The sequence below is a fragment of the Candidatus Cyrtobacter comes genome, from assembly GCF_034470605.1.
Classification (GTDB): domain Bacteria; phylum Pseudomonadota; class Alphaproteobacteria; order Rickettsiales; family Midichloriaceae; genus Cyrtobacter; species Cyrtobacter comes.
Map to the genome: position 1 here is coordinate 1 of NZ_JARGYT010000016.1, position 20201 is coordinate 20201.

A 20201-nucleotide genomic window follows, 5' to 3' on the forward strand; every position below is an offset into this window, starting at 1 on the left:
TCTCCTAATATTTTGTTTAACTTATCCTCCATCGAGGCAATTCGTTGGTCAACTGGATGTTCAGCTAGTTGTTTAGGTACCGTACTAAGCTCTTCTTGACGCATGATTGCATAATCTATTAATTATCCAACCTTAAGTATTGTTAATTTTTAGAGTAGCATAAAGAAGTTTTATATAAAAATTTCCATAAACACCCCTCAAATGCTTCTTATACTGGCTAAGGATGCTGTGGCTTAAGCCGAATTAGGCATAGGCTGTAATATAGGTATAGTTATTTAATTAAATTGGCATAATAAGGCTAATAGGCTGTAATAGTATTGTTATGTGCCATCTACCTCAAATAAAATGGATATGTTTTGCTATCTGGCTTTAAGTAAACTCTGTTTATTGAATTCTGTTTATCAAATCCAATCTGATTCTTTGTTAAATATTCCAAAGCAGTGTGCGTACTTACTCTTTTGCTTACATTATACATATTCTGTAGGGTCTAATTCAATAGAAAAAAGACCCTCTCCAATGCTTATAAACAAACGCTCTAATCTGCTACTATTTGGTTAATAGCTCATACTTACCTTTTGATAGAACCTTATGTATTAGAAAATTTTACCCCCTTATTTTCAAGAAGCTTATGTAGTTCCTTATTAGTATACATACCCTTTACTATATCGCATCCGCCGATAAATTCACCTTTTATGTATAATTGTGGTATTGTTGGCCAATTACTAAACTCTTTTAGTGCTGATCTAAGCTCTTGGTTATCAAGCACATTTATGTCCTTAAATTCTACAGATAGCAATTTTAGTATCTGAACAACAACTCCTGAAAAACCACATAGCGGCATTAAAGATGTGCCTTTCATGAATAAAACGACGTCATTTCCCTCTACTTCTGATTTTATAAATTCAATTATACTCATAACTTACCTACTTAATAAAAGTTTCTAGCGATAGTGCGTGTAAAAACTTCAGCTTCTCACCCAATGCTTCATAAACTAACCTATGCTGCTGCAGCATAGAAAGGCCATTAAAATAACTCGAGCTAATGGAGACTTTATAATGGTCCTGATCGCCAACTGTATCAATAATATTAATGTCCGCGTCAGGTAACTTAGTCTTTATTGAATCAAATAGTTCTACAGATGTCATTGGCATAACTACTGCACCTTCTCAACATACTCCATATTTTCTGTCCTGATTATAATTTTCTCTCCCTTTTTTATGAATTGAGGAACAAGAATTTTTACACCATTTTTCAAAATAGCCGGTTTATAAGAAGAGGATGCAGTTTGTCCTTTTACAGTAGGCTCACATTCATCCACCTCCACTTCAAGCTTTTCTGGCAGAAAAGCAGTAACAGGCACGCCTTCGTAAATTTGTACAGAGAGCTTAATTCCATCTCCAAGAAACTTCAATGCCTCTTCAGTAAGTAATGTTTTTGGTATAGATAACTGCTCATAGCTCTGCAGATCCATTACATATATATTTTGATCATCCGTATATAAATATGGAAGCTCCATATGTTCTATGTGGGCTTTTTCTACTGTTTCAGAGCTTCTAAACCTTACATTGAGTTTTGTCCCATCCTTTATGTTCTTCATCTCAACTTGCATATATGCTCCGCCCTTACCTGGCTGGGTGTGCATTGTCTTGAGCACGATCCATAAACCATTTTGGTGATGCAAAACATGATTGACGCGTATGTCGTTTGCTTTCATTTTATAATCTATCTTATACTTATCAAACCGAATATCAGCACTGTAACATACAACAACACATACCTCAATTACTAATGTTTTACTTTGCTATATGATGGTCAGAGATATTTATATAAAGCTAAGGCGGTATAGAATGATTACATAAAAAATAATTTTGTTAAACTTAACCCAATGATAACTAACATATTTTCAAAATTAGTCATGGGCCATTTTTATGACACTTTAGCTATAAAGGTATCAATAACCATCTTTATATAAATACCGCACCTTAAAGTTTATCTTGGGAGTTAAGGCTAGATACACACCTCCATTGTATTGTTAATAAGAATAATATTCTGTTTCAGAAGCATTATTAGCTTTATAATAATATCCAATGCTAGAACAAATAGCAGTTTGTTCTAATATACATACTTAATTTTGTTTTAGGTTTGATTTACGTAGTAATTCATGTAGCATCTTAAGTGAATCTATGATTTTCACATTTTTAGAAACATGGAGAACGCGATCATGTTCGTGAAGAACTTAGTAGTTGCAATTATTGCATTTTGCATAGGCCTACCCTTAATTGCTCATATTATGGGTATAATATTGAGCTTTGTTGTTCTTGGGGCCGATCATACATTTTCTTTAGTATATATAAAATCCCTTGGGCCAATAGATTATCTTATATCAACTTGGCGCTGGGTTATTTATTATTTTGATAGGATATCAATTTCAGATTACGATCATCTTGTTGTAAAGTTATTGCTTTCAACGTTTGTACCGTTTTTTGTTTATATACTTATTCTCTTTGTAAAAAGAGATGCTTTATACGAATTAAGGCCTTTTAAAAAGGATGAATCTATACATGGTGATGCCGCTTGGGCTACTGAGCAAGATATCAAAAAAGCCAAATTAAGAGGAAAAGACGGCATGCTTATTGGTGAAGATAGGGCTGGGTTTCTTGTTGCCTCAGGGTTTCAACATGCATTGCTCTTTGCGCCAACTGGTTCTGGTAAAGGTGTTGGTTTTGTAATTCCGAACCTACTTTATTGGGAGCATTCTGTTTTTATTCATGATATTAAGCTTGAAAATTATGAATTGACTAGTGGATGGAGGCAAAAATCGGGACAAGAGGTATATGTTTGGAGCCCGGCAGATCCAGATGGTGTTACGCATTGCTATAATCCAATAGATTGGGTTAGTGATAAACCTGGGCAAATGGTGGATGATGTTCAAAAGATAGGAAATTTGATAATGCCAGAGAAGGAATTCTGGAACAATGAGGCAAGATCTTTATTTGTTGGGGTGCTTCTGTACTTAATTGCGGATCCAAATAAAAATGCCTCATTTGGTGAGGTTGTAAGGGTAATGAGAAGCGATGATGTTGTATATAATTTAGCTGTAGTGTTAGATACTATGGGGCAGGATATACACCCAGTTGCGTATATGAATATAGCTGCCTTTCTTCAAAAGGCTGATAAAGAAAGGTCTGGTGTTATATCAACTATGAACTCAAGCCTTGAGTTATGGGCGAACCCGCTTATTGATGCTGCCACTGCTAAAAGTGATTTTAACATAACGGAGTTTAAAAAGAAGAGGACTACAGTATATGTAGGATTGACGCCAGATAACTTACAAAGACTTCAACCTTTAATGCAGGTTTTTTATCAACAGGCTACTGAATTCTTATCACGCAAAATGCCAGAAAAAGATGAGCCATATGGCGTGATGTTTATGTTAGATGAATTCCCTACTCTTGGTAAAATGGAGCAATTCATGAGTGGTATTGCTTATTTTAGAGGTTATCATGTAAGACTATTCCTTATAGTACAAGATACACAGCAGCTAAAAGGTATATATGAAGAGCATGGAATGAATTCATTTTTATCTAATTCCACATATAGAATTACCTTTGCAGCAAATAACTTTGAAACTGCCAATCTTATTTCGCAATTATGTGGTAATAAGACTGTTGATGCGGTATCTGCAAGTAAATCAAAATTCCTAGATTTGAATCCTTCATCTAAATCAATGAACGTTTCTAAAGCTCAAAGAGCGTTGTTACTTCCGCAAGAGGTTATAAATTTATCAAGAGATGATCAGATAATACTTATAGAATCTAGCCCTCCTATTAGATGTAAGAAGATTAAGTATTACGCTAACAAGTTCTTTAAATCTAGACTATTGAAACAAACATTCGTGCCAACGCAAGAGCCATACGATCCAAGAAAAGCAAGAATTTCTTCACAAAGTGGTACTTCTAGTGCTACAAAAAAGCTTGAATCTTCTTAAGCTAGTTAATTTGGAAGCAATTTTGAGTGTGTCGCAGGTATCTGAGAGATTGAAGGGTGTCATTCAATCTCAGTTTCACTCTGTATCTATCAGGGGTGAGATATCTGGTATGAAGGAAAGCGGTGTTGGTCATAGATATTTTAACCTGAAAGATGATAAATCATTATTAAACGCTGTTTGTTGGCGAGGTATCTCGCTTCCCTTTGATCTTGAAGATGGAATGGAAATAATTTGTATTGGTTCCATTTCAATATACCAGCAGCGTTCCACTTATCAGCTTAATGTCCAATCTATTACGCTTTCTGGCAAAGGTGCGATTTTAGAATTAATAGAAAAAAGGAAACAAAAATTAAAAGAGGAAGGTATTTTTGATATTAAGAAGCCATTGCCAAAAATGCCAAATAAAATCGCTATTATTACATCGGAAAGAGGGGCTGTCATTGAAGATATGCTGCATAGAATAAGGGATAGATTTCCGATGCACGTGCTTATATATGATGTTAAAGTACAAGGTGAAGGTGCTGCAAGCCAAATATCAGAAGCTATATTGCATCTAAATAATCATATAAACGCATTAGATATCATTATTATTGCTAGAGGTGGTGGATCAATTGAAGATTTAATGTGTTTTAATGATGAAAATTTAGCAAGGGTAATATCTAATTCTAATATACCTATAGTTTCAGCTATAGGACATGAAACTGATTTCACTATTGCGGATTTTGCTGCGGATCTTAGAGCGCCAACACCAAGTGCTGCAATAGAGTTATTGATCCCTAATCAATATGAGGTGAAAAAGCGTATACAGTCTAATTCATTCAAATTATCTTCTTATATAGAATCCAAAATTCTTAGATATAGAATTGAAATAAATAAGATGCTTATGGCATCTTCTAAATTTCATCAAAGTTTTTACCAAAATATATCTAGAAAAGTTGATATTTATGGATCTAAGTTAATTGGTTACAAGATTGACCATATACTAAAGACAGAACTTATATTACGTAGTGTAAAAAAAGAGTTTCAAAGAATTAATCTTACCTCTCTGTATGTAAGATTAGAAAAAACAAAAAAACTTTTATCAGATTCTTATTTGGAGCAATTTAAGATAAACCTTTCAAAGCTAGAAAATTTAAATCTAAGGTTAGCTGCCTTTAATAAAGAAAGAATAATGCAAATGGGTTTTTCTATAGTAAAAATGGAAAATGTTGCGCTGAAAGATATCAATAAAATACAAAATGGCTCTAATCTTTCAATTGAAATGGTAGGGGGATTTTTAGAGGTCACTACTAAAAAAGTTAATCTTTTGAATAGTAAAAAATAATGGATGTACCTTTCAAAGATAGGTTTTAAAAGGCACAATAAATGGTTATCTCATCCTAATAATGGTGAAGAATACATAAAAATTATGCTGTAGTTTCTTCTAGAAGAGAGCATTCTGCTATGGGCTGGTGTAGCTCATCTTGGCAGCTTAATTTTTGTGCATATTCATGATTTGAGTTCCCGGTGTTATCTGCATTATTAAGCATTATTACTTCATTATAAAAAGATTGGCCTGTTGCCTTATGATATACATGCTGAGTAGAGTTACATGAATGATCTGTCATAATAATTGTGACGTCACACTTTTAGATAAGTCATGCACTAGGTATAGGGCTATTTGTAGTGAGTTGCTATCAAGGCCAGTGAATGGCTCATCCATGATGATTAAACCAAACTTATTTTTATTATTCTCTAATTCATAAAATTTTAATGTATGATAATATATGTGAATGAGATCTATTTTCTTTTTTTGCCCGCCACTTAAATTTGAAGCCCATTCGTTATGAAATTCATCAAGTCTTTTTGAGAGACATTCAGAACTGTTGCTTTTGTTATCATCAAGTGTATCTAATATTTGCTTTAATAAGTGGTGATCGGATTCGGAATGTGGCCCAGGGCCGATTATTGCTTCGCGTAGAGTGCAAAATGGTGTTATATATGTAAGCTGTGGCATAAAGGCCTTATAATGATCTTCACTTGTTATAACGTGCCCATTAATCTGTAGATCATGAACAGGAATACCGCAGCCCATTAGCGCTGATGTTAGCATGCTTTTTCCGCAGCCAGAAGGGCCGGATATAGCGTATATCTTGTTTTTTTCAAACGTAAGGTCGTGCAAATTTATTAATGGTGCCTTATTATTAAAGCCTATGTAGAGTTCTTTAATGTATAAAGTATCGGACCCATTATTTGCTTCAAATTGAATTTGGTTTTTTGTATATGGGGCATTGTGAAGCTCTGTTAAGATAGAATCTAATTCTCTGAATATTGATGATGTATACAATGTATCACAAGTCTCTAAAAATGAAAGATATTGTAATACTGATGGTAAGTGACTGAAAGGATTTATCTGCCACCTCAAATCAGGTATTTCCCCGAGCGCTGTACTATTATTCAATTTCTTCGCTGCATAATTACTAAAAATTAGTGTAGGTATGGATGATATAAGTGGGCTTAAAGGTCCGCATATAGTTTTTAGCATAACTGACAACGATAATGTATTAAGTCTAAGGTTTAATTCGTGACCATTGTTTAAGGATTCTATTATTGTATCTGTTATATGATCTGTTTTATTAATTAGGGCTATATGTTGCGAATTGTTAAAATAGTTTGTGTGTAGTATTGCATTTGTAAATTTTTGAACGCTGTTTTTTTTAAATCCTCATGAAATATATCTCTCTCCATATTTATTCTACCCTCTATCATTAGGTTAGAGAGTATGTATGCGCCTATATAATGGTAAAAAGAGAGACCGTACTCATCTTTAAGGAAAAATAATGATGCTGTGTTAAGATTGGTATTAATATGAGTTGCAAGTTGTTCTTGTTGCGCATCGTATAATTTATCAAGAAGTAAATAAATCCTGGCGGCAATACTTGGATTCTGGGCTATTTTTAAAGAATTCTCGTTTGAAATTAAGGCAAATTGCTGCACGCTGAGCGGTTACAGACAGAAAATTCCAAAATGGGCTCTTATATTGTTTCTCATAAGCTGCATGATGATCTATTGTAACAGATGCCACAGAAGAGGAGAAGCATAAAAGAAGCCAATTGGTCAAGAAGTTAAAAGATATTGCAATGAAATTTTACTTATTAGGTTATAGAATTGATATTATATGTATAAAGATTAACGATGCTTATCATTGACATATATGTTTATACAGTTTGCATTCAATGAGTCGAAAGATTGATTAATCTACTTTTACGTTATATTGTATAATAAGCGCCCTTTCAAACGTGGTTTATAAACAATGCTACGAAATTAACAGTTTAAGTGAATAATATACTATGAATCTGGTTATTTTGAATTTTGAGGTTTTGTCATAGGATGCTGATCTATAACTAGAAATAGATTATATCTGTCCTTATATATGTGCTTGTATTCACCGAATTAAAGAAGTTTTATTCTATTGTAGTGAGCAAAGATATGTTATTATCCATTGCTTCTTATAGCTATTTGGTTTTTCTATGCGTAATGTAAAATACGAAGAGATTTATACGGAAATATCAAAAAGATTGGGGGGTATGCAATTTTTGGAGTCTCAAAATTTTGATTCTAGAAGTAATATAGATTGGTATGGAGAAAGAGCCATGATTGTTTTGCATCATACCGCATTTTCAACAATACAAGAAACCAAGCAAGCTTTTGATAAATATGGTGTAAGTGCGCATTTTGCAATAGATAAATCTGGAGCTGTATATGCTGTAGTGCCTGTTGAGGAAAGGGCATGGCACGCAGGCCATAGCCAGTGGCGCGATAGCAGCCAACATGACTTACTGAGTGTCAACTGTCATTCAATTGGCATAGAGATTGTGAATACCGGGTATGAACAATATACAGAATGGCAAATGAGCAGTCTTTTGGTATTATTACAGATATTAGAAGAGAAGTGTGGCATTAATAAGCAAAGTATAGTTGGTCATTCAGATGTAGCGGTAGGAAGAAAATTTGATCCAAATGGTTATTATTTTGATTGGTCCTACTTATACAGAAATGGTGGTTTTGGTCTATATACACAAAAATTAATTGATATAAAAGATAATGAAAATAATAGAGAGAATATTATTTTTGAGCATTTTATAGGGCTGGGTATTAATAGCGAAAAATTGAACACTCTTTTGAACGTAAAGGGTATAACAGGTATATTGGTTACAGAGGCATCGAATTCGAATGCGGTACTTTGCATAAAGATGGCTCTTAAAGCCATTGGTTATGGGTATCTTGATATAGAATCAACAACATTCTCTAAAGCATTGAGGATTGAACTATGTTCAAAAAGCGAAAAAGTTAAAGAGTTTCAAGTTAAATCTATAATTAAGTTTATTAAAGAATTAATTAATAATGCGGCTTTAGAAGATGATAATGATTTATCTCAAATGCTGTATTCTGGGAAGGTACTTGATACTGTATTGGGGTCAATGGTGAAATATAATGATTTTGGGGTACTTAAAGCATTTTTACTACATTATCAAAAAGAGTGTGGCTTTAGCTTCGATGATTCTGCGGCCCTAGATAGTGTAGATGGTGTGAATCTGCAAACATATTATGTAATATCCGCTTTGCTTGAAGGTGTATGTGGGAAGCAAGAGGCCACAAAAAATGCGCAGAAATTTTTTGATTCATTTTCATACGATGAAGGCTCTAAAGAGCTTATGTGCAATGTTTTATCTAACGATCCCCTGACGGATAATGAGCACTAAAATGTCCTCAATGCTTGGATATATAGCAATATAGGCTAAAATATAAAAAAGAGATGGGTGGTACTTTATCAAGTCGTTATAAAGATACAGTCAGTATTTAGATTTTCAAGATCTTTAATAATCTCGCGCATAAATTATGCGTGAGATTATTTGTAGTTTAAGAGGCTTTCTGTGTAGGTTGGTAGCAGTTCTATAGTTATGCTATATCATTCTGTGCGTTTCCCATTTTTTCCCATTTTTTCCCAAAGATACTATCTATTTTTAATTTTCTATATTAAAATCGCACATGTTCTACTGAGTAAAAGAATAAACTAGTGGATCGAGCATGTATGAGCCAACTGGTATGCAGAATTTAGGGATTTTTATATCGACTTACGAGAGTAAACTTGATTCTGCTAAACGTGCATCAATCCCACCAAATTTTAGGGATGTAATTGCAAAATTGAGCGTTGATGGGCTGCTTTATGCCTATCCGTCAATTTTGAATGAATGTATAGAGGTGTGTACTCCCAGTAGGATAAACAATATTAGCGTTCACATTGAGGGTATGGAAATGTTTTCTAGAGAAAGAGATGAAATTGCGACAGCGGTGTTATCTACCTGTTACCCTGTACAGCTTGATAAAAAGGGAAGAATAGCAATACCGGAATTTTTACTAGATTTTGCACAAATATCAAACAACGTTTCTTTCGTGGGGAAGGGGGAAATATTTGAAATTTGGAACGTAGATAAATTTGCCCAAGAATATAAAAGGGTGCGTGGACTTTTAAAAGTAATATCATAATGCATGTACCAGTTTTAATAGATGAAGTTATCTCAAATCTTTGCATCAAGAGTGGTGGGAGTTATTTGGATTGTACATTTGGTGCCGGTGGGTATAGCAAGAGAATTTTACGTGCTGCGGATTGTTATGTAACTGCAATAGATGCGGATCACAATGTGGGGCCGTATGCTGATAACCTGAAGAATTGTTATGGTGATAATTTTAATTTTAGAACATTAAATTTTTCTAAAGTAGATGTTTTTCCTGAGGGCTCGTTTGATGGAATAGTGTTTGATCTAGGTGTTTCATCTATGCAGCTAGATATTAGTGATCGTGGTTTTTCATTTATGAAGGATGGTCCATTAGATATGAGGATGGATCAATATTTACCATTAGACGCAAGTAAAGTTGTAAATTTATATGAAGAAAAAGAGCTTGCGGATATAATATTTTATTATGGTGATGAGAGGAATTCAAGAAAAATAGCTAAAGCCATATGTTTCGCAAGAAAAATAAAGCAAATAGAAAGCACGCTTGAGCTTGTGGAAATAATATCAAGTGTATTACCTTTTAGGGGTAAAATACATCAAGCAACAAAAATTTTCCAAGCTATTAGAATGGAGGTGAATGCAGAGATGAGCTCGTTAAAAATAGCATTAGAGAAATCCATTAAATTACTAAAGAAAGGGGCTGTTATAATATTAGTCACTTTTCATTCAATAGAGGATAAAATTGTAAAGGATTTTTTTAAAACACTTTGTTTACCTAGGCAAAAGAAGAATAAATATGGAAGGGATGAAGAATTGCATGATTTTAAAATTATAACTCATAAACCTATTATTCCTTCAGATAGAGAGGTCACTATAAACCCAAGGGCTCGTTCTGCGAAGATGAGAATATTAAAAAGGTGCTAAATAATGAGAGGTATACTTGCTTTTATAAAAATTGCCCTTCTAGTTAATTTATTGATCTTTACGAAGAATGCTGTTAAAGATTTAAATGATACTCTAAGTAATATTAACTCTACAATAGAGAAGGAAAAAAACAAGCTTATATCACTTAATGCGGAACTTTCTTACCTTTCTAAGCCGGGGCGAATAGAGGTATTATCAAAAAAATACCTGAATTTAGTATATCCTACTGTAGATCAGATAGATGTACTCAATCAATAATATGTATAATCTTAATAGCATTTTTAGCAGCAGGATACATATTATGCTGTCATCATTTATAATCATTTTTATTTGCTTGATGATAAAGCTGCTGTCATTTACCACTCTTGATGTACTAAAAAAAAAGCAAGTAGATCTAATTAATAGAAGGGCGCCTATTTTTGATAGAAATGGTGTTGTTCTTGCCTCTAACCTTCAGACATTTTCTGCCTATATTAATCCTAGGAAAATAAAGAATCTTCATAGCTTTAAACAAAGAATGTTAAAGTTAGGCTATGTAGATATTAATAAAAAACTTGATTTAAATAGAGAATTTATCTGGCTTTTTAAAAAATTATCTCCAGATGAAAAAAAGAGAATTGAAACAGCTGGAATCTCTGAAATTAACTTTATAGAGGAAAATAAGAGGATTTTACCACATGGTAATCTTTTTTCACATGTTATTGGGCATGTTTGTGAAGATGGAATTGGGATGAGTGGAATAGAAAAAAAATATAATAATTTATTAATGAGTGATGGGGGTGGTATTAAATTAACAATAGATACTAGAGTTCAGCATTATGTTAGGGAATCATTAATTAATGGTATAAAAATGCATTCTGCAAAATCTGGTGCTGGAATAGTGATTGATGTAAATACAGGAGAATTACTTTCTATAGTTAGCTATCCAGATTTTAATCCAAGCAATATAAAAAAATCCGATAAAGATAAATTAGTTAATTGGGCAACTTATGGGGCGTATGAAATGGGGTCATCATTTAAAGTATTAACCATAGCATCTGCTTTAGATTCAAAAAGTATAAGTGAGACTGATATAATAGATGCATCTAAGCCACTAAAAATAGGAAAATTCACAATAAGAGATTATAGAGGTAAAGGGAGTGCGCTTTCTGTAGAAGAGGTGCTGATGTATTCTTCTAATATAGGTACGGCGAAAATAGCTCAAAGTATGGGTAAAAATCTGCAATATAGTTATTTGCAAAAACTTGGGTTACTTTCAAATATAGAAAGTAATGTTCCATATGTGGCTTCTCCAATAATTGGTACATGGAGTGATACCAGGGCGCTTACTACTAGCTATGGGCATGGGATAGCTGTGAGTCCACTGCACCTAATTACTGCAATTTCTGCTGTTGTTAATGGTGGTGTTTTATGTAAGCCTAGCATCATTTTTGGAGAAAGTGATTGTTCTTCTAAGGTGCTAAAAAAAGAAACATCTTTAATAATGCGTAAATTAATGAGACTTGCTGTTGAAAAAGGGAGTGTAAAGAAAGCAGATGTTGAGGGATATAATGTTGCTGCTAAAAGTGGTACTGCAGAAAAGATAATTGATGGAAAATATAGCAAGGATGAGAATTTAGTCTCAACTGTGGCTGTATTTCCTATAAATGAGCCAAAATATGTGGTATTGATAATGATAGATTCGCCACAAAAGAACTTCATAAATAAAGGGTTTAGGACTGGTGGTATGGTGGCGGCACCTGTTGTTTCGGAAATAATAAGGAAAATAGCACCAATTCTTAATGTGGCCCCTATAAGAAAGACAAATAAAGGTGATGCGTTTTTGCAAGTACATCAAAAAAATAGCTACAGATTTGCATCAGCTAAAAGTAATTAACTTATCTTACAGGATTGTTTAGCTATCTGTATAAAATTTACAGTTTTTTGTTTACCTAATTCAACTTAACTTAATATTGAATCAATAATACATTAAGATATCTATCTAGTAATAACAAATGATATAATATACTCATAGAATGTAGAAAAAACACCGCTCATATATGGCATAAATATCAAGAGGCTCCCAATAAGTGCAAAGAGCTTTGGTACAAGAGTTAGCGTTGGTTCTTGTACCTGAGTAACAGCCTGGATTAATGAAATAATTACACCGGATATGAGGACGGCTAGCAAGATTGGCATGGAAATCTTAAACAGAGTGATACATGCCTCATGCGCTATTTGTAATACAAGCTCTGGTTCCATGAATGGTTACATCAATTTATGTGGTGCTTGCTCTTCTGCATCAATCTCTTTTTTTTGCATATAGAGCGCGAGAAAATCAACGGGGGCAAGTAAAAGTGGTGGATACCCACCATCTCTCGTAATATCTGAAACGATTCTACGCATATAAGGAAACAATATTGAGGGGCATCTAGCGAATATCATTAAATCTCTTTCCAGTTCATCAAGTCCTGAAAGGCTAAAAGATGCGATCCCAGCGTATTTTAGCTCAGATATAAAAAGCGTTACATCTTCGATAAAGGCCGTTATTGAAACTCCAATTACCACTTCAAACTTAGCAGAGCTGTTAAGTATATTTGCATTCACATCTAATGATACATTAAATTTTGGCTGAGACATAATTTCAGTAGGTAACACATGTCTAGGGTTCTCAAAAGACAGATCTTTTACATATTGTTCAGACATTTTAAGCTCAATGCCAAGCACTTTACTATAAGCATTCCTAATATTCATTGTATTATGTCAAAATTACAAATCTAATAACTATGCTAAATAGCATAATTAAGTTGTACTGTACAAACTTTATGTTATACAAATCTATTGTCTAGAGATTATAAGTTTGCCATAAATGTTGGATTTGATAATTTTGCTTGTTATTGCGGTATTTATATTTGTAAAGTTGTTTGACTCTCTTGGATTCCATAATAAAAAACAAGATCAAAATAAAAGGGGCGATAGTTTTTTGGAGCAATTTAAGAAAAATATTGAAGAGGGGCACAAGGCAGATATAGAGATAGCCTCTGCGCTTGAAGCTTCCTTATCCCAGGAAATACGTGGTGTGATGGATAAGATTAGGAAATATGAAAGCGGGTTTACGGCTGAAAAATTTGTAGAAAGTGCAAATAAGGCGTTTTTAATGATATTAAAAGCGTTTGCTGATTGTGATAAAGCAACCTTAAATATGCTTCTTGCAAAAGATGTTTATATTGCTTTTGAAAAGGAAATTGAATCAAGATTAGCAACAAAAAAGAAAATGATTACCGCGGTTATATCATCTAAAGTATCCATTAAGAATGCATATATTGAGGGTGAGAAGGTGATGATAGAAGTGGGTATTAGTAGTGAGCAAATATCATTCATCAAGGATGATTTGGGGAATATTATAAGTGGTAGTGAATCTGTTGCTAGGACTAAGGTTGATATTTGGAAATTTTCCAAAATACTTGGCAAGTCTGATATATGGCTATTATCTAGTACTTCTTCGTAAGGTGGTTGAGGTTGTTAAAGTATATAGTAACTCTTTTTACGGTATTGCTATTCTTTTCTCAGAATGCGCTTTCTTCTGCTAAAAAAGGCAGGAAGGTTTGTTTTCATCGTACTAGCTTTCAGCTCGTACCAAATTGGTCTAAAGATCAACATTCCAAAGCACTTGATGCTTTTTTATCTGCTTGTAAATGTATAATGAGGAGAGATGGGCTAAAAAGTATAAGTTCATTGACTGAAATAGGTCAAGAGGCTCATAAATGGCAGCATGCATGCTTAGAGGCTTCGAAAATTACAAGAAGGAACAGGGATAGAGAGTCTAGATTGTTTTTTGAAAGAGAATTCATACCGTATCGCATTTCTAATGAAAATGGTAGTTTTATAGGAAGGGCTACAGGATATTATGAAGTTGAGCTTTTTGGTAGCGCAAGAAGAACGCATATACACAAATTTCCAGTATATAGGGCTCCAGGTAATTTAAATAAACTAAGTGGTACTAATAAGTTATCTAGAGCGGCCATAGATAATGGATCGCTATCTGGGGGTAGATTAGAGATAGCTTGGGTTTCTAGTAAGGCAAAATTATTTATGGCCCACTTACAGGGTGCAGCTTCAATAAAATTAAGGAATAATGCAGTAATTCGTGTATCTTACGATGGGCAAAATGGTTTTCCACATAGAGATATAACTCATCTGTTTCAAAAATATGGTGGTAAAAATCTAAATTCCGTTCTTGAAATGATGATGTGGATAGATCGTAATCCTAAGATTGCAGATCAGATTTTGCATGCAAATCCATCGTATATATTTTTCAAAATTTCTAATGGGAAATCGGTAGTTGGTGGCCATGGATCTGAGTTAATTCCTGGCAGATCTGTAGCAATAAATTCTAACATATATCCGTATGGTATGCCAATATGGGTACAAAGTTGTACTCCTAAGATTGGATTTTCGTCACCAAAAAGCTATGAAAAGCTTCTAATAGCGCAGGATAGTGGTGGGGCAATAAGAGACCCATTAAGAATTGATATATTCTTTGGTAGTGGAAGGATGGCAGAGGAGATAGCAACAAGAATGAATGAGAAGGCAAGTTATATAGTTCTGTTTCCTAGGAATGTAAAAATTCCGGATTGTTACATATCTTAATAAGACTAGCGGTATATTTTTCAATATATTATTTGGTTTATTGAATTATAAATCAAGAATGTTCTTTATATGTACGATGTTGTTTCTAGGTTATTGCGGAGCATGAAATCTTTTGATACGCTCCTATGTATGTGTTTATTTTTGTTCTTATTGCATGTCCGTTAGCATTGCATCAAGTGGTATACGTGGTGGTATTGCAGAGATGTCTGCTGCTGCGAGTAATGTTGCTAAATCCAATGCTATGGGTAGCATTGCAGGTACGTTTAATCTTGTTAGCCAAGGTCCATATGGTGGTGTACAAGGTAAGAGCGCCGTTAGAGATGACGCCATAGATCTACAGCTTATTTCTACGGGGCGTGGTGGTGATATTATGATACCAAATGACAGTAGGGCATTTTTCGTCTTTGCTGCAAGTGATACTGATAAAACAGATAGTGCAAATTTTGTATTTGGGCGCACAGCTTCTTTTGATCTAGATCAAGATGGTATATTGAGGTACCAGGGTAAGATGCCACTTGGGTTTAAGCTAGATAATAATGGTAAGCCGATAGGTGGTACTAGCTTTACCGATCTTAAAAAAATAGTTATTGATAGGAACTCTTTATCGCCTGCTGAGGTAGTTTCCCAAATTAATACTAATTTTAGATTTGATTCTTCTGATGCGCCGCTACCTACGTGTGGGTATCAAGTAAGGTCAGATGTGTTTACTAGTAATCCAAGTACATTAGATGGCAAATCTATACTTGTTAGTTCAATAAAAGATACAGAGACTGGGCGTATAATCAAAAATAATGAATTTATATTTTCTGGATTTAAAATTTCTAATTCGGCATATGTACTTAAGGGTATGACGGCTGGTACTAAATTATTAGAGGTAAACGGTACGGAGATTACACTCACGGATGCAATTGATGCTACTACAGATACTGATGTTTCTGCGATGAATAAGATTATAAAGAGCATAAATGCCAGTACGCTTCTAAATGCAAGTATGGTAGATGATGGTACGAGTAAGAAATTTTTCTTGGGAACAGATTCTCAGCAAAGTATTGCTATAGCTAATTTAGCTCCAGATTTAGGAGTTGCTGCTAATTTTTCTATAAATGCTACACCTCCTGGAAGGACTAGGTTTAGCTCTGTAGAGGGGTTGGGAAAATTGTTAAGTGGCGTTGGTATATCCACTAATTCAAAAAATAAAAATCTTTTAAAGATTTTACCAGATCGTAATACATCTGTATCAATTACTAATTCTTCATCTTCCGATGTTCTTTCGCTACTTTCGCTTGATAAGAGTGATCAAGGATTTATGAAGATAGCATATAGCTCTTCGGACCAAAGATACTCTATTAATGAAAGTGATAGTGGGGTTATGAGCGAAACTATACCGGTAATAGACCCTGAGGGTGGCAGAAGGCTAATAAGGGTTCTTAGCAAAAAAGTAGGAATTGATCAGTATATTGCGGAAGCCTCTCTTATTGGGGTAAGCTCCTCAAAAAAATCAATAATACAGGCGGGTGTTATGGAAATGGGGCAGGATGGAAAAATTTCTAGTATAGAAAAGGCTCCAAATGATGTTTTTGCAAATACAGGTGTAAAATTTTCTGATGAGGCCTTTCCGATTAGTGTTGAGTCACCTCCTGGAGAAATTTATATTGATGGGCAGAAATTAACGCATGGAAATAAGGATGATATAGGTGCAAAAACATTTGCAACACCGCAAGGCCTTGCGCAGCTTGTAACGCAAGCTACCAATGGTGGTGTTAAGGCGGCTTTTTTATCAGATAGTGCTGGTAATTTAATGATTAGGTTTCGACTTTCAGGTAATTATGTTTTTTCTGATAACCAGAGTGGTGCAATGCTGACTAAACTTGGTATGCCGCAATCAACAGATTTAAAATCTGTTGATATATTGGGAAAAGATGGTGGTACAAATATTGAATGGGACAGCCCTACATCTAAAATTCAAAGTACAAAAGTGATTTTTAATGTTTTTGCAGAAAAGAGCTCTGGTGTAAATCCAAGAATCAAAATTGATGCTGATGGAAGGGGTGCGGGTCAATTTAAGGGATGGCATATAGGTAATGGAGCAGAGGTTATCGTAGATTACGATAATGGTGCAAAACTGGCTGTTACTGCCCTTGCCATAGTTGAGCAAGATGATGCAGTAGGCGGATGGTCAGAAACAGATTCAGGGTTTTACAAAGGACTTGAAAGTACAATGAGTATAGGAATTGCTTCAAGCTTTGGTATTACAATATTAAATGGTATTGTTGGTGGTGGTGGGGCAAATGTTATAGGGGAGATGATATCTTTAAATAGTGGGGCAAACTTGGCTTCTGCTTCAGCGGCGGCGTTAAGAACTACGCAAGATACTAATAAAGAAGTCTTAAATAAGACTGGTAGTTAATTATGGCTGGGACAGTTAGAACGGATCCATTATTTTTAGGGCTGACAAGGCCCCCAATGCTTTTTGGGGTAAGCTATTCATTTGCAGTAATAAATATGTTGTTTTGTCTAATTGCTTATTTATTAACAAATCAGCTGAAGTACTTTTTTGCTGCGGTACCAATACATATGTTTGGATATTACCTTTGTACGAAGGAGCCGTTATTCATAGAATTGTTTAAAGTTAGAGCTGAAAAATGCTCAAGGAGTAGGAACAGATTTTTTCACGGCGCTAACTCATATGATATGTATTGAGTTATGTTCGGGTTCTTTGCTGAGAAAATAAGTAAGCAAAAAGTTGCAGAAGCTGAATATGAAGCGTCTGGGTTTATTCCCTATATGTCTCATGTAAATGATAGTACTGTTGTTACTAAGTCTGGTCAATTTATACAGGTCATAAAATTATCAGGCTTTTCCTTTGAGACAGCAGATGATGAGGATCTGGATATAAAAAAGAGGGTTAGAAACATGTTATTTAAGGGGATAACCGTGGATAACATAAGTCTATATTTTCATATAATAAGAGCTAAAAGACAGGCATATGAAGATGATTATTTTAATCCTAGTATGCCGGATGGTTTTGCTAGTTATCTAGATGAAAAATGGAGGCAAAAACACATAAATAAAAAGACTTTTGAAAATGAGCTTTATATATCTGTAGTAAGGAAGGGGAATTCTTCTATAATGCGTAGAAAGAAGGTTTTTGATATATTTACAGGTTATGATGATAAAGAATGGGAAAGGGATCTAACAGAAAGTTATGAAGAAATAGAGGAGGCGTCGAGTAGAATACTGAATTCACTAAGAGATTATGATGCAAGGTTACTATCTACGTATAGTGATAAATACAGTTCTGTGCGTTCAGAACTAATTGAGTTTTTCTCCAGGATTGTAAATTGTGGTGAGCGTACGGGCAATATATGTTCATCTAACCTTACGATAGATAAGCTAATTAGTGCTAACAGAATGTATTTTGGGAGGAAATCTATAGAGATAAAATGTAGGGATAATAAAAGTAAATTTGCAGGAATTGTAAGTATGAAAGAATACGGTCCTAAAAGTTGGGCTGGGATGTTAGATTCAATGCTGAGAATGCCTTTTGAATTTATCCTTACGCAGTCCTTCGAATTTATAAAAAGACAATCTGCTATGCAAAAAATGCAATTGCAGCAAAGCAGAATGATACAGTCTGGTGATAAGGCTATTTCTCAAATTATGGAAATAAGTGAGGCCTTAGATAAGGCGATGAGTGGCGAAATAGGGTTTGGTACGCATCATTTGACAGTAATGTGCGTGGCAGAAAACATAAAGGAGCTGGAAAATATACTTTCTATGACTGCAGTTGAGCTTACAAATACTGGTGGTATAGGTATAAGAGAGACAGTTAATATGGAGCCTGCATTCTGGGGGCAATTACCTGGAAATTTTGATTTCTTAGTAAGAAGGGCAACGGTGAATACTGTGAATCTTGCCTCATTTAATTCATTGCATAATTATCCATTAGGTAAAGCATATGGAAATCATTGGGGTGATGCTGTAACAGTATTAGATACAACTTCTGGAACACCTTACTACTTTAATTTTCATTTAAGAGATGTTGGCCATACAACTATAATTGGCCCAACTGGTGCTGGTAAAACTGTTTTAATGAATTTTTTATGTGCTCAAGCGCAAAAATTTAGTAGTAGACTATTCTTTTTTGATAAGGATAGAGGTGCTGAGATTTTCATAAGGGCGCTAGATGGAAAATATACAATAATAGATCCTGGTAAAAAGTGTAATTTTAACCCATTTTCTTTACCTGATACTGGAGAGAATAGGACTTTTTTATTGGATTTACTTAAGCAACTAGTCACAACAAATAATGAGCCCTTAACTGCTTCTGATATTTCAGCATTAAGTGCCGCTGTAAGGGGTAACTATAAATTAGATCCTAAGAATAGAAGGATAACAAATGTAGCTCCATTTTTAGGGATAGGTGGGCCTGGAAGTATAGCGAGCCGCCTTGAGATGTGGTACGGCAATGGATCGCATGCCAATTTATTTGATAATGAGGAAGATTCTATAAATTTTGCCAAATCAAATATTTTTGGTTTTGAAATGGGTGAGTTGTTGAAGGATAAAGTGAGTCTTGGGCCTGTACTTAGTTATATTTTTCACAGAATTAGTCTATCTTTGGATGGTACGCCAAGTATGATAGTTTTGGATGAAGCCTGGGCCCTTATAGATAACCCCGTTTTTGCACCTAAAATAAAGGATTGGCTGAAAGTATTGAGGAAATTGAATACTTTTGTGGTTTTTGCAACTCAGAGTGTAGAAGATGCTAGTAAGAGTGCAATAAGTGATACATTAATACAGCAAACAGCAACGCAAATATTTCTTCCTAATCTTAAAGCTACAGATGTTTATAGAAAAGCATTTATGCTTAGTGAAAGAGAATTTCAGTTGATAAAAACTACAAATCCTGGCAGTAGATATTTCTTGATAAAACAAGGAGTTGATGCTGTTATTGCTAGAATAGATCTCTCTGGTATGGATGATATTATAAATATATTGTCTGGAAGAGCAGATACTGTTTTAATCATGGATGAGGTAAGAAAAGAATTAGGCACTGTTAACAAAGGTTGTATTTAATAGATGCTAAAGCTATAAAGGCAAGGAAAGAGAGATCGGATTTCTCAAATCGTAATGCTAAGCGTCGATTTTCTTTGAGTTTAGCG

At 34.3% G+C, this 20201-nt stretch carries 20 protein-coding genes; 12 read left to right on the forward strand and 8 right to left on the reverse strand.

Features of this window, described 5'->3' with window-relative positions; translation table 11 throughout:
- Window positions 1-586: 586 nt before the first annotated feature.
- The 3 genes from grxD to efp are packed head-to-tail and all read right to left on the reverse strand — an operon-like array spanning window position 587 to window position 1714.
- The gene (gene grxD, locus Cyrtocomes_RS01845; protein ID WP_322497511.1) at window positions 587-916 is read right to left on the reverse strand and encodes a Grx4 family monothiol glutaredoxin; all 330 of its coding nucleotides are present in this window, start codon (window positions 914-916) and stop codon (window positions 587-589) included.
- 7 nt (window positions 917-923) lie between these two features.
- Window positions 924-1145, reverse strand: coding sequence for a BolA/IbaG family iron-sulfur metabolism protein (locus Cyrtocomes_RS01850; RefSeq protein WP_322497512.1), 222 nt, complete (start codon window positions 1143-1145; stop codon window positions 924-926).
- Window positions 1146-1153: 8 nt separating this feature from the next.
- The gene (gene efp, locus Cyrtocomes_RS01855) at window positions 1154-1714 is read right to left on the reverse strand and encodes an elongation factor P (RefSeq protein WP_322497513.1); all 561 of its coding nucleotides are present in this window, start codon (window positions 1712-1714) and stop codon (window positions 1154-1156) included.
- Between the two features lie 492 nt (window positions 1715-2206).
- On the opposite strand from efp, the gene Cyrtocomes_RS01860 reads away from it, so the two are divergent.
- Together Cyrtocomes_RS01860 and xseA are read left to right on the forward strand one after the other, a co-directional pair.
- Window positions 2207-3988 (forward strand): type IV secretory system conjugative DNA transfer family protein, encoded by a 1782-nt coding sequence (locus Cyrtocomes_RS01860; protein ID WP_322497514.1) that lies wholly within the window; start codon window positions 2207-2209, stop codon window positions 3986-3988.
- A gap of 28 nt (window positions 3989-4016) precedes the next feature.
- Window positions 4017-5312, forward strand: coding sequence for an exodeoxyribonuclease VII large subunit (xseA, locus tag Cyrtocomes_RS01865; protein ID WP_322497530.1), 1296 nt, complete (start codon window positions 4017-4019; stop codon window positions 5310-5312).
- Between the two features lie 82 nt (window positions 5313-5394).
- Here xseA and Cyrtocomes_RS01870 read toward each other — a convergent pair whose 3' ends face one another.
- The 3 genes from Cyrtocomes_RS01870 to Cyrtocomes_RS01880 form a co-directional block, all read right to left on the reverse strand.
- Window positions 5395-5595, reverse strand: coding sequence for a hypothetical protein (locus tag Cyrtocomes_RS01870; protein WP_322497515.1), 201 nt, complete (start codon window positions 5593-5595; stop codon window positions 5395-5397).
- Window positions 5592-6512: an ATP-binding cassette domain-containing protein gene (locus tag Cyrtocomes_RS01875; protein ID WP_322497516.1), complete on the reverse strand. Its 921-nt coding sequence runs from the start codon at window positions 6510-6512 to the stop codon at window positions 5592-5594. The genes Cyrtocomes_RS01870 and Cyrtocomes_RS01875 overlap by 4 nt, the downstream gene beginning before the upstream one ends.
- 101 nt (window positions 6513-6613) lie before the next feature.
- Window positions 6614-6964, reverse strand: coding sequence for a hypothetical protein (locus Cyrtocomes_RS01880; RefSeq protein WP_322497517.1), 351 nt, complete (start codon window positions 6962-6964; stop codon window positions 6614-6616).
- 533 nt (window positions 6965-7497) lie between these two features.
- Between Cyrtocomes_RS01880 and Cyrtocomes_RS01885 the strand changes: the two genes are divergently transcribed.
- From Cyrtocomes_RS01885 to Cyrtocomes_RS01905, 5 genes are all read left to right on the forward strand, one after another.
- Window positions 7498-8730 carry an N-acetylmuramoyl-L-alanine amidase gene (locus Cyrtocomes_RS01885; RefSeq protein WP_322497518.1) on the forward strand — a complete coding sequence of 411 codons (1233 nt, stop codon included), beginning with the start codon at window positions 7498-7500 and terminating at the stop codon, window positions 8728-8730.
- 343 nt (window positions 8731-9073) lie between these two features.
- Complete coding sequence (locus Cyrtocomes_RS01890; protein WP_322497519.1) at window positions 9074-9514, forward strand: division/cell wall cluster transcriptional repressor MraZ; 441 nt, start codon at window positions 9074-9076, stop codon at window positions 9512-9514.
- Window positions 9514-10407, forward strand: a complete 894-nt coding sequence (rsmH, locus tag Cyrtocomes_RS01895; RefSeq protein WP_322497520.1) for a 16S rRNA (cytosine(1402)-N(4))-methyltransferase RsmH — start codon at window positions 9514-9516, stop codon at window positions 10405-10407. Before Cyrtocomes_RS01890 ends, rsmH begins: the two co-directional genes overlap by 1 nt.
- Before the next feature lie 3 nt (window positions 10408-10410).
- Window positions 10411-10665, forward strand: a complete 255-nt coding sequence (locus tag Cyrtocomes_RS01900; RefSeq protein ID WP_322497521.1) for an FtsB/FtsL family cell division protein — start codon at window positions 10411-10413, stop codon at window positions 10663-10665.
- A gap of 79 nt (window positions 10666-10744) precedes the next feature.
- The gene (locus Cyrtocomes_RS01905) at window positions 10745-12283 is read left to right on the forward strand and encodes a peptidoglycan D,D-transpeptidase FtsI family protein (protein ID WP_322497522.1); all 1539 of its coding nucleotides are present in this window, start codon (window positions 10745-10747) and stop codon (window positions 12281-12283) included.
- A 101-nt stretch (window positions 12284-12384) separates the two neighbouring features.
- Here the strand turns inward: Cyrtocomes_RS01905 and Cyrtocomes_RS01910 are convergent, their stop codons facing one another.
- Both Cyrtocomes_RS01910 and secB read right to left on the reverse strand, forming a co-directional pair.
- Complete coding sequence (locus Cyrtocomes_RS01910) at window positions 12385-12648, reverse strand: flagellar biosynthetic protein FliQ (RefSeq protein WP_322497523.1); 264 nt, start codon at window positions 12646-12648, stop codon at window positions 12385-12387.
- Between the two features lie 6 nt (window positions 12649-12654).
- Window positions 12655-13140, reverse strand: coding sequence for a protein-export chaperone SecB (gene secB, locus Cyrtocomes_RS01915; protein ID WP_322497524.1), 486 nt, complete (start codon window positions 13138-13140; stop codon window positions 12655-12657).
- Between the two features lie 115 nt (window positions 13141-13255).
- On the opposite strand from secB, the gene Cyrtocomes_RS01920 reads away from it, so the two are divergent.
- From Cyrtocomes_RS01920 to Cyrtocomes_RS01940, 5 genes are all read left to right on the forward strand, one after another.
- The gene (locus tag Cyrtocomes_RS01920; protein ID WP_322497525.1) at window positions 13256-13894 is read left to right on the forward strand and encodes a Tim44/TimA family putative adaptor protein; all 639 of its coding nucleotides are present in this window, start codon (window positions 13256-13258) and stop codon (window positions 13892-13894) included.
- A gap of 11 nt (window positions 13895-13905) precedes the next feature.
- On the forward strand, window positions 13906-15036 hold the full coding sequence (locus tag Cyrtocomes_RS01925) for an MltA domain-containing protein (protein ID WP_322497526.1): 1131 nt from the start codon (window positions 13906-13908) through the stop codon (window positions 15034-15036).
- 154 nt (window positions 15037-15190) lie between these two features.
- Entirely contained in the window at window positions 15191-17443 is a 2253-nt protein-coding gene (locus Cyrtocomes_RS01930) for a flagellar hook protein FlgE (protein WP_322497527.1), read from the forward strand.
- Window positions 17444-17445: 2 nt separating this feature from the next.
- Window positions 17446-17736, forward strand: a complete 291-nt coding sequence (locus Cyrtocomes_RS01935; RefSeq protein WP_322497528.1) for a VirB3 family type IV secretion system protein — start codon at window positions 17446-17448, stop codon at window positions 17734-17736.
- Window positions 17737-17739: 3 nt separating this feature from the next.
- Window positions 17740-20115 (forward strand): VirB4 family type IV secretion/conjugal transfer ATPase, encoded by a 2376-nt coding sequence (locus tag Cyrtocomes_RS01940; protein WP_322497529.1) that lies wholly within the window; start codon window positions 17740-17742, stop codon window positions 20113-20115.
- Window positions 20116-20201: the final 86 nt, after the last annotated feature.

Coding starts and splice junctions, on each gene's coding strand:
- grxD (WP_322497511.1), bottom strand. CDS start 916: ATGAGTATAATTGAATTTATAAAATCAGAAGTAGAGGGAAATGACGTC.
- Cyrtocomes_RS01850 (WP_322497512.1), bottom strand. CDS start 1,145: ATGACATCTGTAGAACTATTTGATTCAATAAAGACTAAGTTACCTGAC.
- efp (WP_322497513.1), bottom strand. CDS start 1,714: ATGAAAGCAAACGACATACGCGTCAATCATGTTTTGCATCACCAAAAT.
- Cyrtocomes_RS01860 (WP_322497514.1), top strand. CDS start 2,207: ATGGAGAACGCGATCATGTTCGTGAAGAACTTAGTAGTTGCAATTATT.
- Cyrtocomes_RS01870 (WP_322497515.1), bottom strand. CDS start 5,595: ATGACAGATCATTCATGTAACTCTACTCAGCATGTATATCATAAGGCA.
- Cyrtocomes_RS01875 (WP_322497516.1), bottom strand. CDS start 6,512: ATGCTAAAAACTATATGCGGACCTTTAAGCCCACTTATATCATCCATA.
- Cyrtocomes_RS01885 (WP_322497518.1), top strand. CDS start 7,498: ATGCGTAATGTAAAATACGAAGAGATTTATACGGAAATATCAAAAAGA.
- Cyrtocomes_RS01890 (WP_322497519.1), top strand. CDS start 9,074: ATGCAGAATTTAGGGATTTTTATATCGACTTACGAGAGTAAACTTGAT.
- rsmH (WP_322497520.1), top strand. CDS start 9,514: ATGCATGTACCAGTTTTAATAGATGAAGTTATCTCAAATCTTTGCATC.
- Cyrtocomes_RS01900 (WP_322497521.1), top strand. CDS start 10,411: ATGAGAGGTATACTTGCTTTTATAAAAATTGCCCTTCTAGTTAATTTA.
- Cyrtocomes_RS01905 (WP_322497522.1), top strand. CDS start 10,745: ATGATAAAGCTGCTGTCATTTACCACTCTTGATGTACTAAAAAAAAAG.
- Cyrtocomes_RS01910 (WP_322497523.1), bottom strand. CDS start 12,648: ATGGAACCAGAGCTTGTATTACAAATAGCGCATGAGGCATGTATCACT.
- secB (WP_322497524.1), bottom strand. CDS start 13,140: ATGAATATTAGGAATGCTTATAGTAAAGTGCTTGGCATTGAGCTTAAA.
- Cyrtocomes_RS01920 (WP_322497525.1), top strand. CDS start 13,256: ATGTTGGATTTGATAATTTTGCTTGTTATTGCGGTATTTATATTTGTA.
- Cyrtocomes_RS01930 (WP_322497527.1), top strand. CDS start 15,191: ATGTCCGTTAGCATTGCATCAAGTGGTATACGTGGTGGTATTGCAGAG.
- Cyrtocomes_RS01935 (WP_322497528.1), top strand. CDS start 17,446: ATGGCTGGGACAGTTAGAACGGATCCATTATTTTTAGGGCTGACAAGG.
- Cyrtocomes_RS01940 (WP_322497529.1), top strand. CDS start 17,740: ATGTTCGGGTTCTTTGCTGAGAAAATAAGTAAGCAAAAAGTTGCAGAA.